Genomic DNA, 18,063 nt, shown 5'->3' on the forward strand with positions numbered 1-18,063 from the left:
GATGTTGCGGAATTGTCTCGGTGGCCAATACGAAAACCGCGTCGCTCATTCAATTTAACAACAACGTCATTTCAGTTTGTCGGCCAGCCCGGAGTAACGTTGCGGCGCCGCCTCTGCCGCCTGTTCCCACACCGGCTGCGCGCCGGACACGACGAAACGCTCCCGCGCCCGGGTGATCGCGGTATACACCAGCGCCCGGTTTAGCAGCGGCCCCGCCGCCTCCGGCAGCTGCAAACAGACTTCGCCGAACTCGGACCCCTGGCTCTTGTGCACCGTCATCGCGTACACGGTATCGTGCTGCGGCAGGCGGCCGGGAGCGAACTCGCGCCAGCCGCCGTCGTCTCCGGGAAAAGCCACCCTCAAACCGGCCTCGCCTTGCACCGTGAAGCCGATGTCGCCGTTAAACAGGCCCAGGCCGTAATCGTTCTCGCTGATCATCACCGGACGCCCCGGATACCAGTCTCGGCCGGCCGGCTTGTCCCCATCGGCTTCCAGTTGTCGCTCAATGCGCAGATTGAAGGCCTCTACCTGCCGCCGCTCCGCCGCCAGCAACATGAAACCGGCGAAGGCTCGCTGGCGCTCGGCCAGGGGCTCACCGGCGCGCACCGCCCGCCAATACGGCCGCCAGCGCGCCAGCACTTCCGCCGCGTCCAGCGTCGGCACCGCCTCTACATCGCGCCAAGCCGGATCTTGCAACACCGCCCAACTGCCGGCGCCATCGCCGGCGTTCACCCTTCTCGCCAGTTCGCCAATGCCGGAGTCGGCGCCGAAACGATGGCTGTGAGTGAGCAGCGCCACGCAATCGGTGAGTTTGCCTCCCGCGCCCGGCGTGGGCGGCAAAGTTTCGCCGCAGTTCACCCGCAGCCACTCCAGCGTGTCCGGCCGGTAATGGATGTTGGCGCACAGATCGCCCAGCACCGCGCCGGCGTCCACCGAGGCCAACTGATCGCGATCGCCCAGCAGAATCAGCCGCGCTTGGGACGGCAGGGCCTCCACCATGCGCGCCATCAAGGACAGATCTATCATCGACGCCTCGTCCACCACCAGCACGTCCAGCGGTAAAGGGTTGCCCGCGTGGTGGCGCGGCGCCGCCGCGCCCGGACGCAAGCCCAGCAGACGGTGCAGGGTCTGCGCCTGCTGCGGCAATTGCCGCAGTGTTTCCTCGGCCAGGTCCAGCCGCTCGCGCGCGCCGCGCACTGACTCAGACAGCCGCGCGGCGGCCTTGCCGGTGGGCGCAGCCATCGCCATGACCAGCGGCCGCGGCGACAGGCCGGCAAGCAAGGCCAACAGTTTGAGCACGGTGGTGGTCTTACCGGTGCCCGGGCCGCCGGAAATGACCATCAAGCGCTGGCGCGCCGCCAGAGCCGCTGCCAGCTTCTGCCGGTCCGGCCCCGTCGCGGATGCCGAACCGAACAAGGCCTCCAGCAGCGGACGCAAGCGCGCGCCGTCCAGCGCCGGCCCCGGCTCGGCCAGGGCGGCCAGGCGCTCGGCAAGCCGTGCTTCATCGAACCAGTGACGGGCAAAATACAAGCGGCCGGCCGCGTCCAGGATCAAGGGAGCGTAATCGCCGGGGCGGCCAACCAGCGCGCTGGCCTGCAAGGCTTTGCGCTCCGGACGCTGCGCCAGCGGCAGGCAGACGTGGCCGGCCTGATTGGCGCTGGCCAGTTCATGAATCAGCGCCAACGCGGCCTCATCCACTCCGGGATCGAGGCGGACGAACAAGCGCGCCAGTTCGGCGGGCAACAGGGCTTGCTGGACAGACATGGGCGAGAATCCGGATGCTTTGCGCTCCGCGCGGCGCGGAGCCTTAATGGGAAGACTGGAGGCGCTTCAGCGCAATTTGCCGTTATCTTGCAACTGCTGAATCGCCTTGTCCAATTGCGGCAACAGCTGCCGGTATTGCGGATGCAGACGCAACATCACCGGCACGCTGCCCACGGCGTCGCCCGCCGCGCAGGGCTGCGCCTCCGGCGCGCGGTTCAGCAGCGCGTCCAGCTGACGCTGGCTCAGGACGATGGCCTGCATGCTGCCCTGACGCAGGCCGCTGAGCAGATCGCTCTCGCTGGCGGCCTCCACCCGCTTGAGCTGACCGCTGGCGAAACCAGGCTCCAGCACAGGGTAGGTCCGCCCCTGCAGCACACCCAGACTCAGGCCGTTGAGGCTGGCCGGCGTCGCCCCCTTGCGCCGCTTGCCGGCGGCGAAGCACAGCCGCAGCGTCTGTACGTCGATGGGCCGAGTGTAGAAGCCGGCCACCGGGGACAAGGCGCGCCAGGCCGGATTGACCCCCACCTCCACATCCACCTTGCCCACCTCGAACAATTGCTGCAGCCGCGACGACGGGTAGTACTCCAGTTCGAAGCGGACGCCGCTGTGCCGGCCGATCAGCTCCAGCGCGGCACGGTACTGAGTGGCCAGCGCGCCGTCCTGCACGCTGTACAGCGGGCCAAAACTGTCATTGGCCACACCGGCGCGCAGGCTAGGCACCGCCGCGGGCGCGGCCTGCGCCGCCAGCAGCAAGGCAATCAGGCTGACGCCACGCTCAAGCAAGCCGGGCTTCCAGCGCATCGCAAATGGTTTTGAGAATTTTGATGCGTGCATAGTATTTATTGTTGGCCTCCACCAGCGTCCAGGGCACTTTGCTGGTGCTGGTGCGGTCCACCATATCGCTGACGGCCAGCTTGTAGGCGTCCCACTTGTCGCGATTGCGCCAGTCTTCCTCCGTGATCTTGAAGCGTTTGAAACCGGTTTCCTCGCGTCCTTTGAAACGCGCCATCTGCTCTTCCTTGCTGATGGCCAGCCAGAATTTAACGATGACGGCGCCGTTTTCGCTCAGTTGATGCTCAAAGTCGTTGATTTCGTAATAGGCGCGCATCCAGTCCGCCTCTTTGGCGAAGCCTTCCACCCGCTCCACCAGCACCCGGCCGTACCAGGTGCGGTCGAAGATGGTGATGCCGCCCTTGCCCGGCACATGACGCCAGAAGCGCCACAACCAGGGCTTGGCCTTTTCTTCCTGGGTGGGCGCGGCGATGGGCACCACTCGGTAGCGGCGCGCGTCCAGCGCCTGGGTGATGCGGCGGATGCTCCCGCCCTTGCCGGCGGCGTCGTTGCCTTCGAAAGCCAGTACCAACGAATGCTGGGCGAAGCGCGGATGTCGGGTCAGCCGGTGCAGCCGGCCCTGCAATTGCTCCAGTTCGGCCTTGTACTTGGCCTTGTCCATGGATTGGTCCAGTTGCAGGGTGTCCAGCAACAGCTTGTTGTCTATCGGCGCCAGCAACGGCGGCGCGTCTATCAGCTCGGCCTTAGAACCCTGCGCCTGAGCAAGCCGGTTGCGAATGGCGTTGAGCAGGGTGTTGCCCACCGTCAGGCTGCGGTAATTGGCGTCCTCGCCGTCCACCACCACCCAGGGCGCGGCGGCGGTATTGGTCAGCCGCAAAATGTGCTCGGCGGACTTGCGTATCTTGTCGTAGCGCTCGTAATGCTCCCAATCGGTCTTGGTCACGCGCCAACTGCTGGCTGGATCTTTTTCCATCTGCTTGAGCCGCTTGTGCTGCTGCTCCCGAGTCAGATGGAACCAGAATTTCAGCACTAACGCGCCGTCCATGGTCAGCATGCGTTCAAAACGCAGGATGTCGAAGATCTGCTTGTCCAGCGCGTCGCGGTCGCTGCGGGCGAACACCCGGTCGAACAAGGCGTCGGAGTAATAGGAGCCGAAGAACATGCCGATGCGGCCCTTGGCCGGCAATTGCATCCAGTAGCGCCACATCCAGGGACGGGCGCGGGCGTCGTCGTTGGCCTCGGCGAAAGCCACGGTGTCGATCAGGCGCGGGTCCAGCCATTCGTTGATCAGATTCATGGTTTCGCCGCGACCGGCGCCGTCGAAGCCGTGAATCAGAATCAGCACCGGAAAGTCGGCTTTTTCCTTCAAATCATATTGCAGGTCCAGCAAGGCCTCACGCAACTTTGGCATGGCTTCGCGGAAAGTCTTTTTATCTATGCTGTGGCCGATTTCGGCGGATTCGAACATGATGCGTCCTTGGTTTTAACCTGTTCCAAGGTCTCGCGAGCAAGAACGAGACAAGGCGAAAACAGCTGAGAAAGCGGAATGCACAGGTGGTACATGAGCATTCCGAAGCTGTACTCACCGTGTGACGTCTCACGACGCTCATCAGACTTTGAACAGGTTCTTATTGTCGGCCCGCGCCCGGTGCCACTTTCCCCTTCCGGCCGCGTTCCACTCCAGATAGTTCAGCTTAGCCTTATGACCGCGGCTTGCGCACTCCGCATTCCTACGCATGCCCGGCGAACCATTGGTCCAGCGCCTCCAGCAGGGCCGGCGCGGGTTGATCGCTCCAGATCCCGCAGGCCTCGACGCCGACGCCGCGCAGATAAAGATAACGCACACCGCCGAAGCGGGCGGCGAAGTCCACGCCGCGAACGCTGAAATAGCGCCGCAGAGCCACGCAGTAAATCAGGTATTGCAGGTAATAATGTTCTTGGGCGATGGATTCCGCCAGCCGCTCGGCGCGATAGTCTTCGTGCCGCCCTCCCAGGTGGTTGGATTTATAATCCACCAGATAAATGCGTCCGTCGGACTCGAACACCAAGTCCATGAAGCCCTTGAGAAAACCGCGCACGGTGGAAAAATCCAACTGCGCCGCGGCCGCGCGCAAAGGCGCGGCCAAGCCGTGTTCCGGCGCGGACAGGATGGCGGCCAGCTTCGCCACCTCCAACCTGGGCGCCGGCAACATGAATTCCATTTCCACCAGCCGCTTGCCGTCCGGTACTTCAACCAGCTTCACGCCCGGGTCCAGTTCCGCGTTCAGCGTGGCCGTCACCATTTCACAAGCGGCATCGCCCCACTCCGGCGCGAAGCCGTGCTTGGCCAGAGCCAGCTCCACCGCCTGCCGCAGCCCGGCCGCATCGACACCGAAGCTGATGGTTTCAAAAATCTCGTGCAGGCAGGTACCGGCCTTGGCGCCGCGCGGAAAACCGAAACGATCCAAAACCGGGGGCGCTTGCAGTTCCGCCGCCGCCGGCTGACCCGCGTCGTGGTCCGGGCTTTCCTGCCATTTGCCGGCCGCCTGCGCATGGGTCAGCGAGGTGAAACTGGCTACCCGCCACGGCGCGGCCAGCCGGCGCGTGAATGTCTGGGCCAGATAATTCCGTCCTGCTTCGCGCCGCGCGGCCAAGGCCGGCCCCACGCCGCTCTCCTCCAGCACCGCGCACGCGCCCGCCGCCTGGGCGTTGGCCGCGGCCGCGAAAGCGCCCAGCTCTCGTCTCAGCACCTCGGCGTCCAACTCCAGCGTCTCCAGTTCCGGCAGCGCGCGCGCGTCGCGGCCATGCAGCAGCCAGCTCAAAGCCGCCGTCTCCATGCCCCGCACCCAGCCCCAGCACAGGTATTGGCGATACTGCGCCCGAGTCAGCGCCACATAGAGCAGGCGCAGCTTCTCCGCCAACAACTCGCTGCGCGCCGCCAGCTTCACCCCGGCGTCGGCCGCGGCGTCCGGCGCCAGCCAGGATTGATCTTCAGCGTGGTAGCGCCAGAACGCGGCGTCGCGCCGTTCCAGCGCCCCGCCCCACAGAAAGGGGCAGAAGGCCACTGGATACTGAAGCCCCTTCGCGGTGTGGATGGTGACGATCTTGACCAGGGCCGCGTCGCTCTCCAACCTCAACACCGCCTCCTCTCCGCCCGGCGGCTGCGCCACTCGCGTCTCCAGCCAGCCCAGCAGCGGCGCCATGCCCTGACGCTGGTCGCTCTCTTGTTGCAACAATTCAGCCAGGTGTGACAAATTGGTCAAACGTCGCTCACCGTCCGGCAGCGGCAACAAGCGTTCCGCCACCCGTTCACGAGCGAAGAAATGCCGCCAGGCCGCCATGAATCCGCGCTCGCGCCAAAGCAGGTGGTCTGCGGCGTTGGCCTGCAGTTGCGCTTCCCAGCGCGTCTCGTCCTCCACCCTGGCCAGCAATTCGCCGGCGTCGACCCCGGCCAGTTCCGTCACCAGCGCCGCGCGCAGACGCGCCTCGCTGGCCGGCTCCGCCCAAGCGCGCAGCAAGGCCAGCATCTCGCCGGCCTCGCGGCTGGCGAACACGCTTTCCTGGGTCAGCGCCACGCTGGCCACGCCGCGCTCCGCCAAGGCCTGGCGCACCCGGTCGCCCTGACGGTGGGTGGACACCAGCACCGCGATATCGCCGCCGGCCAAAGGCCGTCGGGCGTCGCCGGCGACGATGGCGGCGCGGCTGTCGGCGGCCAGCGCCAGCAAGCGCGCGATCTCGTCGGCGCTGGCGTTGGCCGCCAGTTCGGCGGCGTTCTCGCCGCTGGCGGCCTTGTCCGCCTTCTCCGGCTGCAGCCATTGGAAGCAGAACGGCGGCCTGTCGTCGTCGATCTCCAGCCGGCCGCCGGAAGCCGGTTGCGCCGCCACCGGCTGATAGGCGATGCCTTCGATCAGAAACGGCAGCTCGCGCGCGAACAAGGCGTTGACGGTGCTCACCAGCGGCGCCTCGGACCGGCGGTTGGTGTCCAGCGTGTAATGATGTTGCGCGTCTCCGCGCGCCGCCAGATAGGCGAAGATGTCTGCGCCGCGAAAGCTGTAGATGGCCTGTTTCGGGTCGCCCACCAGAAAAACCGGCCGCTGCTGCGCTACAAAGCAATGTCGGAAGATCGAGTACTGGATGGGGTCCGTGTCCTGAAACTCGTCGATCAGCGCCACCTGAAAGCTGCGGGCCACGTGAGCCGCCAGCAGCGGGCCGCTGATCGGATCGGCCAGCGCCGCCCCCAGGTCGGTCAGCAAATCGTCGAAGCTGCGGCTGCGCTCGCTCGCCCGGCGCGCGCTCAGTTGCTCGTTGGTCCAGGCGATCAGTTCCAACTTGAGCTGGGCCACGGACAGCGCCACTTCGTCCAGATAGGCGTCCCAGGCCCCTAGCCAGGCCTCCGCCAGCCCGAACAAGGGATGTTCCGGCGCAGCGTGGCCTTTCTTCACCCCCTTGGCCAGCGAGGCCGACAGCAGCTTGTCGAGCTGGCGACGGCTTTCCTTGTCCAGCACCGGCGTGGTTTCCGGCGTCGCCAGCAGGCCGTCCAAAGCGCCGATGGCGCGCTCGATGATGGCGGGGCTGTAGCTGCGCGCGTTGAAACCGGCGGCGGAGCGCAGCAAATCGGCCGCCTCCGCCGCGTATTCCGGCCGCGCCGCCAGCGCCCGCCAGCCTTGCTCCACCGCGAGCAAGGCGCGCTCCAGGCCGGCGGTGTGGGGCGCGCGCATGCGCAGATAAGGTTTGGACAGATAGGGCCGGATGTCGGCCAACCAACCGTCCGGGGTCTCCCCGTTGTCCACCAGCACTTGGGCAAGCAAGGGGTCGTCCACCACCCGTCGACGCCAAAAATCGTCGACGATTTCGATCAGGCGATCCTCGTCGTCGCTGACCAGTTCGGCGTCGAAGGTCTGGCTGCTTTCAAAAGCGGCGTCGGTCAGCACCCGCTGGCAGAAGCCGTGGATGGTGTAGATGGCGGCGGCGTCGAAGCCGGTGATCGCGGCGTTAAGCCGCTGCAACGCCTGCTCCCGCGCCGAGCCGGGCGGAAAGCGCGCCGCCAGCGCCGACAGGAAGGGATCTCCGCCAAGCTCGCCTTCTCCCGCCAGCGTCTGGGCCAGCTCGCTCAGCCGTCGGCGCAGGCGCTCGCGCAGCTCGGCGGTGGCTGCCTTGGTATAGGTGACCACCAACACTTGATCGACAGTGGGCGGCGGCTGGCCGTCGCGCTCTTCCAGCAATAGCCGGGCGAACAGGGCCGCGATGGTCCACGTCTTGCCGGTACCGGCCGAAGCCTCGATCAGGTTGATGCCGGTCAGCGGGCAGTTCAGCGCATCCAGCGCTTGGGGAAGCAGGCTCATGATGGCGACACTTTAATGCGATTTGAGCATTTAAACGACCCGGAAAACGAGATTAGATGCGCTTGTCCACACCGCGCGCCCACGTTCAGAAGCGCTCGTCCAAGATCGCGGGCAGGACGATTTCCCGCGCGAAGGAAGCATCGGACAAATTCAGCAAAGCCCGCGTCAAGCTCACTACGTCATGCAGCGGGATCAGATGACCGGCTCCCCGTTCGGCGGCTTGCTCGCGGGACACGGACAAATCGTCCTCCGTGTTAAGGTAGCCCAATTGCAGGCACGTCACGGCCAGCCGCTGTTCGCGGTACTCCTCTCGCAGCGCGTCGGCCATGCCGCTCAAGGCGAACTTGCTAGCGGCGAAAGCCACTTCGGGGCGGCCGCTGCGCGGAAGGCCCGATGTCGACCCGGTCAGGAACAACTGCGGTTTGGCCGCGCCCGACATGCGCGGCAACACATGCTTGAGCAAGAGAATGGTCGAAGCGATATTGACCTGGACCACTTCCATCAGCTCCAGATCCGAACAACGGGAAAACGCATAAGACGGCTCAAACGCCTCCCGCTCCCAAATGCCCACATTGCACATCACCACGTCCAACTGTTCCGGAAGCGCGCTAATGACCTGTTGCACGGCCAGGGCCGGCTTGGACAAGTCGGCTTCGATCCAGTCCACGCCAACGCCGGTTGGCGGCTTCAAGCCCTCCGGCCTGCGCCTGGAAACGCCGATCACCCGGTCCCCTTTTGTCCCCAGCCCCTCCACAAAAGCCTTGCCAAGCCCCCGGCTCGCTCCAATGATCAGTATATTCACGGCTTCTCCAAAATGAATCCGCGCGGCGGTCCCGCGGCAGTACCAAACGAGAAGGATACTCGATTCGTCGAATTTGTCGGCTGCGCCGACAAAGGGGATAATCGCCGCCCGACCACCCGCACTCAAGGCCAGACACAATGAGCGACGCCGCAATCCGACTTTCAAAACGCATGGTGGAGCTGGGCCTGTGCACGCGGCGCGAAGCCGACGCCTGTATCGAACAAGGACTGGTGAAAGTGGACGGCCAGACCGTCACCGCGCTGGGCAGCCGGGTGGAACCGCAACAGCGCGTCGAACTCATGGGCCGGCCCGACGCGCAGCGCGAAGCGGCGGTCACCCTGCTGCTGCACAAGCCCGCCGGCGCCGAGCCGCTGGCGCTGCTGGGGCCGGACAGCCAGTTGCCGGGCGATATCAGCGGGCTGAGCTGGCTGCCGCGACATCGCCAGCATCTGCAAGGTTTCGGCGCCATCGCCGACCACGCCCACGGCCTGGTGGCGCTGACCCAGGACCGCAAGCTGGCGCAGCGGCTGGCCGATTGCCAGCTGGAGTTCCTGATCAATGTCGACGCCGCGCCCGCCGCCGGCGACCTGCAGCAGCGTCAAAAAGGCTTGCGCCCCGGCGGCAAGCCGCTGCGCGACCTCAAGGTTTCGCGCCAAAGCGACCGTCAGCTGCGCCTGGTGCTCGCGGCGCGCGACGCGCGCTGGCTGGACGATATCTGCGCCGGCCTGGGCGTCAGCCCTCTGGCGCTGCGCTGCATCCGCATCGGCCGGCTGGCCATCGGCCCGTTGGCCGCCGGGCAGTGGCGTTATGTGCCGGACTTCGAGCGTTTCTGAGAGCTTAGCCTCATGCCCAGGGCCAATGCCGCCGCCGCGTTGCGCGCGGCGCGGCTCACATTGTCCGCGGCCTCGGCCAAAGCCTGTTCCTGACTGCACGGGCGGCTGACCGCGGCGAACACGGCGTCCAGCCCGTGCGCGTGGGTCAGTTCGCTGCCCGCGCCCAAACACCCCCCTATCGCCAGCACCGGCACGCCATATCGCTGAGCGACGCGGGCGACGCCAATCGGCGTCTTACCTTGCACGCTCTGGCTATCGATGCGGCCTTCGCCGGTCAGCGCCAGATCGGCGTCGGTCAGCGCCGCGTCCAGACCGACGGCCTCCGCGACGATGGCGCTGCCGGAACGCAGATGGCCGCCCAGGCAAGCCAGCAGCGCGGCGCCCATGCCGCCGGCCGCGCCAGCGCCGGCCTCCCCTGCCGCGGCCACTCCCGACGCGGCCTCCATCAACACCGCGAAATGCGCCAGCGCCGCGTCCAGTTCCGCCACCATCTCCGGCGTCGCGCCCTTCTGCGGCCCGAAAACCGCCGACGCGCCGCGCGGGCCGATCAGGGGGTTGTCGACGTCGCAAGCCACATCGATGCGGCAGGCGGCCAAGCGCGGGTCCAGTCCGGACAGATCCAGCCGCGCCAGTCTCGCCAAAGCAGCGCCGCCGGCCGGCAGGTCTCGTCCTTCCGCGTCCAGCAGCCTGGCGCCCAAGGCCTGCAACATACCGGCGCCGCCGTCGTTGGTGGCGCTGCCGCCTATGCCCAACACGAAGCGGCGCGCCCCCGCGTCCAACGCGTCGCGAATCATGTCGCCGGTGCCGTGGCTGCCAGTCAGCAAGGGGTTGCGTCGCGCCGGCGGCAACAGCGCCAGACCGCTGGCGGCGGCCATTTCAATCACCGCCACGCCGTCCGCGGTCAAACCGTAGCTCGCGGACAGCGTCTCGCCCAGCGGGCTTCGCGCCGTGGCCTCGCGCCGCTGGCCGCCCAGCGCGTCCAACATGGCCTGCACCGTGCCCTCGCCTCCGTCCGCCATCGGCAGCTTGTGGTAGAGAGCGGCGGGGAATACCTGGCGGAAGCCGTCCTCTATCGCCTGAGCCACCTGCAGCGCGCTCAGGCTTTCCTTGTAGGAGTCCGGGGCAATCACGATTTTCATGCGGTTTTCAATCACAAAAGATGACAAGAGCAAGATATTAGCGATTGACCAGCCGCGGCGGAATCCTCAGCACCAGCAGCGCGCCGGCCAGCATCACCCCGGACAGAATATACAGCGCCGGGTCCGTGCTATGGGTCAGGTCCTTGATCCAGCCCACCAGGAAGGGGCTGACGAAACCGGCCACCTGTCCCAGCGAATTGATCAAGGCCAGCCCGCCGGCGGCGGCGGCGCTGCCAAGAAAGGCTGTGGGCAGCGGCCAGAACATGGACAGGCCGGCCAACGCGCCCATGGTGGCCAGGGTCAGGCCCAGCATGGACAGCCAGACCGCGCCGCCGCTATTGGCCGCCAACAGCAGGCCAAGCACGCCCATCAGCAGCGGCAGCACCACGTGCCAGCGGCGCTCCCCGCGCAGGTCGCCGGAACGGCCGACCCAGACCATGAAGAAACAAGCGGCCAAGTAGGGCAAGGCGCTGAGCCAGCCGATGACGCCTGCGCTCTGGAAACCCAGGCTCTTGATGATGGACGGCAGCCAGAAGTTGATGGCGTACACCCCCATCTGGATGGCGAAGTAAATCGCGCCCAGCATCCAGACGTTGGCGTTGCGCAACACGCTGGCGAAAGACTGTTCCATTGGACGCTGCGCCGCGCGCCGCGCCTCATCGTCGATCAGAGCCTGTTGCATCGCCGCCTTTTCTTCCGCGCTCAGCCAGCGCGCCTGGGCGATGCCGTCGTTCAGATAGAAATACACGCCCAGGCCCAACAGCACCGTGGGCAGGCCCTGTAACAGAAACAGCCATTGCCAGCCGGCCAGGCCGCCTTGTCCGGCGGCGAAATGCTGCAGCATCCAGCCGGACAACGGCCCGCCCAGCACGCCGGACACCGGGATCGCGGACATGAACAGCGCCATCACCTGGCCGCGTTTGTCGGCCGGAAACCAACGGGTGAAGTACAGCACGATGCCGGGGAAGAAACCGGCCTCGGCCACGCCGGTGAAAAAACGCAACACATAGAAAGATTGCGGCGTGGAAACAAACATCAGGCAGGCGGACAGCGTGCCCCACACCAGCATCAGCAGCGCGATCCAGCGCCGCGCGCCCACCTTGTGCAGCATCAGGTTGCTGGGCACGCCGCACAACACATAGCCGATGAAGAAAATGCCGGCGCCCAAGCCGTAGACGGTTTCGCTCAAACCCAACGCGTCCAGCATCTCCAGCTTGGCGAAGCCGACGTTGACGCGGTCCAGGTAGTTGAACAGGTAACAGACAAAAATAAAGGGAATCAGCCGCCACACGGCTTTCTTGTAAGCGCCGGCCAGAATGTCTTGCCGCGGCGCGCTCAGGGTGTCGCTAGGGTTCAAATCCATCTCCTCTGCGCGCGGGGGCCGTCCCTCCGGCGCGTCTCCTTGGTTCTGATGAATATTGTTTTTGTATTGTGCCGCCCATTCTGGTCAGCGCGCTCGGAAAATGCTTCATGCAAACGCACTATTTATATCGGATCAATCCACGGATATATTGGGCAAAAGCACATCAACGGGAGTGTCCATGTCCATTCTGACCACGGAACTGGCGCAAGACATCGTCAGCCGCACCATGCGCATCATCCCTTTCAACGTGAATGTAATGGATGCCCAAGGCGCAATCCTGGGCAGCGGCGACTCCGACAGGCTGGGGCAATTGCACGATGGCGCGCTGCTGGCGCTGGCGCAGCGGCGCACGGTGGAAATCGACGACGTCACCGCCGGCAAACTGCACGGCTCCCGCCCCGGCATCAACCTGCCCTTGCATGTGGACGGTCGTATCGCGGGCGTGGTCGGCCTTACCGGCCAGCCGGAGCAGGTGCGCCAGTTTGGCGAATTGGTGCGGCTCACCGCCGAGATGATTCTGGAGCAGGCCCAGTTGCAGCGGGCGCTGCAACACGATGCGCGCCAGCGCGAAGCTTTTGTGCTGGAATGGATACGAGGCGAACCCGGCCCGGCGCTGGACGCTTGGGCGCAGCGGCTGGGGCTAAGGCTGGAACAACCTCATGTGGTGCTGAGCCTGCAACTGGACGAGGATAACTTGGCCGCCGATCAGGCCCAGGCAACGCTGCAGCAGTTGCAATCAGCGTTGGCCGCACGCTGGCCGCGACTGCTTAGCGCGGCCACCGGCCCTTACGAACTGGTGCTGGTGGAGGCCTGCGAGGAAAACGGCGAAGCCGAGCGCGAAGCGCTGCTGCAACGCCGGCTGAGCGCGCTGGCAGGCTGGCTGGAGGAGATGGACACTCCCGGCTTCCGCCTGGGCATGGGCATTGCGCTACCCGGCCGGGACGGCGCGGCCCAATCCTGCCTCAGCGCGCGCGCCGCCGCGCGCATCGGCCGGCAACGGCAGCCCAAAAAGCGGGCGCACAGCTATTACGAACTGGCGCTGCCCGTGTTGCTGTCCGGCCTCGACCACGGCTGGCAGGCCCAACAATTGCGGCAGCCGCTACAACGGCTGGAGCAAGCCGGCAAGAGCGGGCTGCGCCGCACCGCCGAAGCCTGGTTCGCCCATCAATCGCATCCCGGCGCCACCGCGCGGGCGCTGCACATCCACCGCAACACGCTGGACTACCGGCTGGACCGCATCGCCGAAATCACCGGCCTGGATCTGGAGCGCCACGAGGACCGTTTCCGGCTCTACGTCGCGCTGCTGCTGGGCTGAAACTCACTCACCGCCGGCATCGGCTTCAGGCTGCCGGCCTATGCGCTTGAGCCGCGCCGGCTTGGCCCCCTGCTGCGCCAGCGCGATTTCCAGCAGAGTCTCCAAGCGGATCACGCGCTCGGTCAGGCTTTCAATCTTAGCCTGCTGGCTTTTCAGCGCGCCGGCCATGCGCTCCACCTTGTCGTTCATCTTGATCACGGTGGTCAGCGCGTCCCACATCTTGTCGCCCACGCCCATCACGCCACCCGCTTGCCGCTGGCGCGCGCTTCCATCGCCGCGATGCGGCGGTTGGAAGCTTCTACATAGCTCAAGGCTTCGTCGATGGCAGCGCCGGCCTGCGCGGTGGTTTTCTCCATCTGCGCCATCATGCCGGCCAGCAAGGCGTCGTCGTCCCCGGGCCGGAAGGCATCTGCGCGACCGGATGCGCTACACTAGCGCTTTTCTCCCGAATTCGCTGCCATGACGCGGACCACCTCACTCTCCCGCCGGCTGGCCTGGACCGCCGCCGCCGGCTGCCTGGGCTACTACCTGCTGCTGGCGCTGCGCCCGGCCTGGCTGGAAGCCAAGCTCGCCGGCTGGCCGGCGTCCGTCCTGCTCGCGCTGGCCATGTTCCTGCTGTTCTTCCTGCTGGCCGCCGGCTACGCGCTGGCCGCCGGCCGCGCCGACGACTCGGAGCCTTCATGAGCCACGCCTCCGCCTTTTTCCTATTGTTCGTGCTGCTGACCCTGGCCATCACCGCCGCCGCCGCGCGGCGCACCGCCTCGACCGGCGATTTCTACACCGCCGGCGGCCGCATCCGCGGCTGGCAGAACGGGCTGGCACTGGCCGGCGATTATCTGTCCGCGGCGGCCTTCCTCGGTGCCGCCGGCATGTATTTGTCCCAGGGCTACGATTCGCTGGCCTACGCCGTCGGCACCCTGGCCGGCTGGCCGCTATTACTGCTGTTGCTGGCGGAGAAGCTGCGCGGCAGCGGCTGCTACACCGCCGCCGCAGTGCTGGGCCGGCGCTTCGACCACGACGGGGTGCGGCTGGCCGCCAGCGTCAACTCGCTGACGGTGACGCTGTTCTACCTGATCGTGCAGATGGTGGGGGCCGGCAAGCTGATCGAGCTGTTGTTCGGCCTGCCCTATCTGGCCGCCGTAAGCCTGGTCGGCGCGCTGATGGTTCTCTACGTGGCGCTGGGCGGCATGCTGGCCACCACCTGGGTGCAGATGGTCAAGGCGGCGCTGATGTTCGTCTGCGCGCTGCTGCTGGCTGGCGGCGTGCTGGCGCGCTTTGGCGGCGATCCGGCGCGGCTGTTCGCCGCAGTCGAGGCGCTGCGCGGGCCGCAGGCCTTCCTGCCTAGCCCGGCGCTGAGCGAGCCGCTGGAAGTGTTGTCGCTAGGCCTGGGCCTGTGCCTGGGTCTGCTCGGCCTGCCCCATGTGCTGATGCGCTTCTTCACCGTGCCGGACCGCCGCGCCGCGCGTCAGTCCGCCTGCTTCGCCACCGGCCTGATCGCACTGTTCTTCGCCGTCAACATCGTCATTGGCTACGGCGCCCTGGCCTTGGTGACGCCGGAGCCCGGTTTCCATGACGCCGCCGGCAAGCTGCTGGGCGGCGGCAATATGGCCGCCATCCATCTGGCCACCCTGCTGGGCGGGCCGGCCTGGCAGGGCCTGGTGGCGGCGGTGGCTTTCGCCACCATCCTGGCGGTGGTGGCCGGCCTGGCCATGGCCGGCGCCAGCGCCATCAGTCACGATCTCTACGCCGCCTGGTGGCGGCGCGGCCGAGCCGATGCCAACGCCGAACTGCGGGTATCGCGATGGGCCACCGTCGGTCTGGGTCTGCTGGCGCTGCTGCTGTCCACGCTGTTCCAGCAGCAAAACATCGCTTTCCTGATGGGCCTGGCCTTCGCCATCGCCGCCTCCGCCAATTTCCCGGTGCAGCTGCTCGCCCTGCACTGGCCCGGCCTCAGCGCGCGCGGCGCGCTGTGGGGCAGCCTGGGCGGGCTGGCCGCCGCGGTGACGCTGATCGTGGCCGGCCCGGCGGTATGGGTGGGCGCGCTGGGCCACGCCAAGCCGCTGTTCCCTTACGCCAACCCGGCCTTGTTCTCGGTGCCGCTGGCCTTTGCGCTGGCCTGGCTGGGTTCGCGCCGCGGCGCAACGGCGGTATCATCGACTAGCTAAACTTCGAATCAACCCTGACGCTCATGACCACACTCACCCTTTACGGCAATCGCCTGTCCGGCCACAGCTACAAAGTCCGCCTGGCGCTGATGCTGGCCGACGTTTCCCATGATTACGTCCACGTGGACCTGGCCGTGCCGCGCGAGCAGCGCCCGGAGGACTTCCGCGCCGCCAGCCGCTTCGGCGAAGTGCCGGTGCTGGTGGCCGACGGCACCGCGCTCTGTCAGTCCAACGCCATCCTGCAATGGCTGGCCAATAATTTCGGTCAGCTCAGCGGCGAGCACGGCAGCCGGGAAACCGTGCGCGAATGGCTAAGCTGGGAAGCCAACCGCATTGGCCTGTCGGTGCCCAATCTGCGCTGGTCGCGGCTGAACCGCCTGCCGCAGCCGGAAGTGGAGGCCTGGCTGGAACAGCGCGCGCGCGCCGACCTGGACACTCTGGACACCGCGCTGGCCGAACAACCCTATCTCGCCGGCCAGCGGCCGAGCATCGCCGACCTGTCCGCCAGCGCCTATCTATGGTGGCTGGCCGACGCCGGCCTCGACATCGCCGGCTGGCCGCGGGTCCAGGCCTGGCTGGAACGCATCGCCCAACAGCCGGGCTGGCAGCACCCAGACGTGCTGATGGCCCCGGATATTCCCGACTGAGCGCCCACGGAGCCCCGTCATGTCCCCCCGTCCTGATTGCATCCGACACTGGAGCGAGTTGATCGAAGCCGACTCGCAAAGCTACCCCGACAGCCGGGAGCCGCTGGCGCGCGGCGCTGCGCTGGGCAAGCATTACGGTTTCGCCCGGCTGGGCATCCATCACGAACTCTTGGCGCCGGGCCAGCGCACCAGTTGGCCGCACGCCGAAAAAACCGAGGATGAATTCGTCCATGTACTGGAAGGCGAGCCCGACGTCTGGCTGGACGGCGCGCTGCACCGGCTGCGGCCGGGCGATTCAGTCGGCTTCAAGGCTGGCACCGGCCTGGCTCACACCTTCATCAACAACACCGCGCAGCCCGTGCGCCTGCTCTGCGTCGGCGACGTCAACCGCGCCGACAACCAGGTGCACTACCCGCTGCACCCGGCGCGCAACGCCGCCATCGGCCCTTTGCACTGGAGCGACGCGCCGGAGCGGCCCTTGGGCGACCACGACGGCCTACCCGACCTGCTGCGCGCAGCCGGAGGCCCTTTCTGACATGCACGATTTTCTCCAGGCCGTCGCGGCTCTGATCGGCCCGGCCCATCTGCTGACCGACACCGCCGACACCGCGCCCTACACCCTGGACTGGCGCCGCCGCTACCAGGGCTTCCCGCTGGCGGTGGCGCTGCCCGGCAGCACAGCCGAGGCCGCCGAGCTGGTCAAGCTCTGCCGCCGCCATCAGGTGGCCATCGTGCCGCAAGGCGGCAACACCTCCACCTGCGGCGCAGCCACGCCTGACGCCAGCGGCCGCCAATTGGTGGTGGCGATGCGGCGCCTGCGCGCCGTGCGCAGGCTGGACGCGGACAACAACGCCATCACCGTGGAGGCCGGCGCCACCCTACGCGAAGTGCAACTGGCGGCGGAGCAGGCCGGCCGGCTGTTTCCTCTGTCGCTGGCCTCGGAAGGCAGTTGCCAGATCGGCGGCAACCTGTCCACCAACGCCGGCGGCGTGGCGGTGCTGCGCTACGGCACCATGCGCGAACTGACGCTGGGCCTGGAAGTGGTACTGCCGGACGGCCGGGTGCTGGACGCGCTGGCCGGCCTGCGCAAAGACACCACCGGCCTGGATCTGAAGCAATGGTTCATCGGCGCAGAGGGACAACTGGGCCTGATCACCGCCGCCACGCTCAAGCTGTTCCCGCTGCCCAGCGCCCGCGCCACGGCGCTGATCGGCGTCGACGACATCGAAACCGCCATTCGCTGGCTCAACGGCCTGCGCCAACGCTTCGACGACCGCCTCACCGCCTTCGAGGTGATCGAGGCCGATTGCCAACAAGCGATAGCACGCCACCGGCCCGGCCAGTTGCCGTTCACCGCGCCGTGGCTGCTGTTGATCGAGTTGTCCGATGGCGGCGACGACTCCGCGCTGAACGAGGCTCTGCTGGACTGGCTGGCCGGGCAGACCCCGCGCGACGGGGTGGTGGCGCAAAGCGAGGCCGAGCGACGCAAGCTGTGGCTGCTGCGCGAGGAGATTTCGGAAATCCAGAAACAAGACGGCCCCAGCATCAAGCACGACATCGCAGTGCCCACCTCGGCCTTGCCGCAACTGGTGCGCGACTGCGGCGCCGCCCTGCGCCAGGCTTACCCCGGCGTGCGCATCGTCGCCTTTGGTCACGCCGGCGACGGCAATTTGCATTACAACATCAGCTACACCCGGCCCGGCAACGTCGATCTGTTCGACGACGAGCCCGCGGTCAACGCCATAGTCTACGACCACGTCTACCGGCTGGGCGGCACGCTGGCGGCCGAACACGGCATAGGCCAGCTCAAACCGCAATGGCTGGAACGCTACAAGAACCCGCTGGCGCTGGAGTTGATGCGCACGCTCAAAGCCGCGCTGGACCCGGAGCGCTTGATGAATCCGGGCAAATGGCTGTAAGCC

At 66.9% G+C, this 18,063-nt stretch carries 14 protein-coding genes and 1 pseudogene; 7 read left to right on the forward strand and 8 right to left on the reverse strand.

The genetic code is table 11. From position 1 onward, the window contains the following. Positions 1–66 precede the first annotated feature (66 nt). The 5 genes from recD to GYH29_RS20330 form a co-directional block, all read right to left on the reverse strand. A complete protein-coding gene (gene recD, locus GYH29_RS20310) occupies positions 67–1,764 on the reverse strand; it encodes an exodeoxyribonuclease V subunit alpha (protein ID WP_161524294.1) in 1,698 nt (565 codons plus the stop codon). Positions 1,765–1,830: 66 nt separating this feature from the next. After that, positions 1,831–2,565 (reverse strand): substrate-binding periplasmic protein, encoded by a 735-nt coding sequence (locus GYH29_RS20315; RefSeq protein ID WP_161524295.1) that lies wholly within the window; start codon positions 2,563–2,565, stop codon positions 1,831–1,833. Then, complete coding sequence (gene pap, locus GYH29_RS20320; RefSeq protein WP_019102245.1) at positions 2,540–4,024, reverse strand: polyphosphate:AMP phosphotransferase; 1,485 nt, start codon at positions 4,022–4,024, stop codon at positions 2,540–2,542. The genes GYH29_RS20315 and pap overlap by 26 nt, the downstream gene beginning before the upstream one ends. Positions 4,025–4,286: 262 nt before the next feature. Next, positions 4,287–7,877: an exodeoxyribonuclease V subunit beta gene (gene recB / locus GYH29_RS20325; RefSeq protein ID WP_161524296.1), complete on the reverse strand. Its 3,591-nt coding sequence runs from the start codon at positions 7,875–7,877 to the stop codon at positions 4,287–4,289. A gap of 85 nt (positions 7,878–7,962) precedes the next feature. Continuing rightward, on the reverse strand, positions 7,963–8,679 hold the full coding sequence (locus tag GYH29_RS20330; RefSeq protein WP_081555754.1) for an SDR family NAD(P)-dependent oxidoreductase: 717 nt from the start codon (positions 8,677–8,679) through the stop codon (positions 7,963–7,965). Between the two features lie 137 nt (positions 8,680–8,816). Between GYH29_RS20330 and GYH29_RS20335 the strand changes: the two genes are divergently transcribed. Continuing rightward, entirely contained in the window at positions 8,817–9,512 is a 696-nt protein-coding gene (locus GYH29_RS20335; protein ID WP_039755365.1) for a S4 domain-containing protein, read from the forward strand. Here GYH29_RS20335 and GYH29_RS20340 read toward each other — a convergent pair. Continuing rightward, positions 9,485–10,651, reverse strand: coding sequence for a glycerate kinase (locus tag GYH29_RS20340; protein WP_161524297.1), 1,167 nt, complete (start codon positions 10,649–10,651; stop codon positions 9,485–9,487). The two genes, GYH29_RS20335 and GYH29_RS20340, sit on opposite strands and share 28 nt — an antisense overlap. Before the next feature lie 37 nt (positions 10,652–10,688). Beyond that, positions 10,689–12,014 carry an MFS transporter gene (locus GYH29_RS20345; protein WP_019104509.1) on the reverse strand — a complete coding sequence of 442 codons (1,326 nt, stop codon included), beginning with the start codon at positions 12,012–12,014 and terminating at the stop codon, positions 10,689–10,691. Positions 12,015–12,192: 178 nt separating this feature from the next. On the opposite strand from GYH29_RS20345, the gene GYH29_RS20350 reads away from it, so the two are divergent. After that, on the forward strand, positions 12,193–13,329 hold the full coding sequence (locus GYH29_RS20350; RefSeq protein WP_161524298.1) for a sugar diacid recognition domain-containing protein: 1,137 nt from the start codon (positions 12,193–12,195) through the stop codon (positions 13,327–13,329). A gap of 3 nt (positions 13,330–13,332) precedes the next feature. Here the strand turns inward: GYH29_RS20350 and GYH29_RS20355 are convergent, their stop codons facing one another. After that, positions 13,333–13,566, reverse strand: a complete 234-nt coding sequence (locus GYH29_RS20355) for a hypothetical protein (RefSeq protein ID WP_043589870.1) — start codon at positions 13,564–13,566, stop codon at positions 13,333–13,335. A 216-nt stretch (positions 13,567–13,782) separates the two neighbouring features. Here GYH29_RS20355 and GYH29_RS20360 point away from each other — a divergent pair. The 5 genes and pseudogenes from GYH29_RS20360 to GYH29_RS20380 form a co-directional block, all read left to right on the forward strand. Further along, a pseudogene (locus tag GYH29_RS20360) lies at positions 13,783–14,013 on the forward strand (DUF485 domain-containing protein); the annotation flags it as partial. After that, positions 14,010–15,494 (forward strand): sodium:solute symporter family transporter, encoded by a 1,485-nt coding sequence (locus GYH29_RS20365; protein ID WP_161524299.1) that lies wholly within the window; start codon positions 14,010–14,012, stop codon positions 15,492–15,494. The pseudogene GYH29_RS20360 and the gene GYH29_RS20365, both read left to right, overlap by 4 nt. 23 nt (positions 15,495–15,517) lie before the next feature. Further along, positions 15,518–16,141, forward strand: a complete 624-nt coding sequence (locus tag GYH29_RS20370) for a glutathione S-transferase family protein (protein ID WP_161524300.1) — start codon at positions 15,518–15,520, stop codon at positions 16,139–16,141. Positions 16,142–16,160: 19 nt separating this feature from the next. Beyond that, positions 16,161–16,676 (forward strand): cupin domain-containing protein, encoded by a 516-nt coding sequence (locus tag GYH29_RS20375; RefSeq protein WP_043589867.1) that lies wholly within the window; start codon positions 16,161–16,163, stop codon positions 16,674–16,676. A gap of 1 nt (position 16,677) precedes the next feature. Then, positions 16,678–18,060, forward strand: coding sequence for an FAD-binding oxidoreductase (locus GYH29_RS20380; protein WP_043589866.1), 1,383 nt, complete (start codon positions 16,678–16,680; stop codon positions 18,058–18,060). Positions 18,061–18,063 lie beyond the last annotated feature (3 nt).

The sequence above is a fragment of the Chromobacterium haemolyticum genome, from assembly GCF_009936155.1.
In the GTDB taxonomy this organism is placed as follows: Bacteria; Pseudomonadota; Gammaproteobacteria; order Burkholderiales; family Chromobacteriaceae; genus Chromobacterium; species Chromobacterium haemolyticum.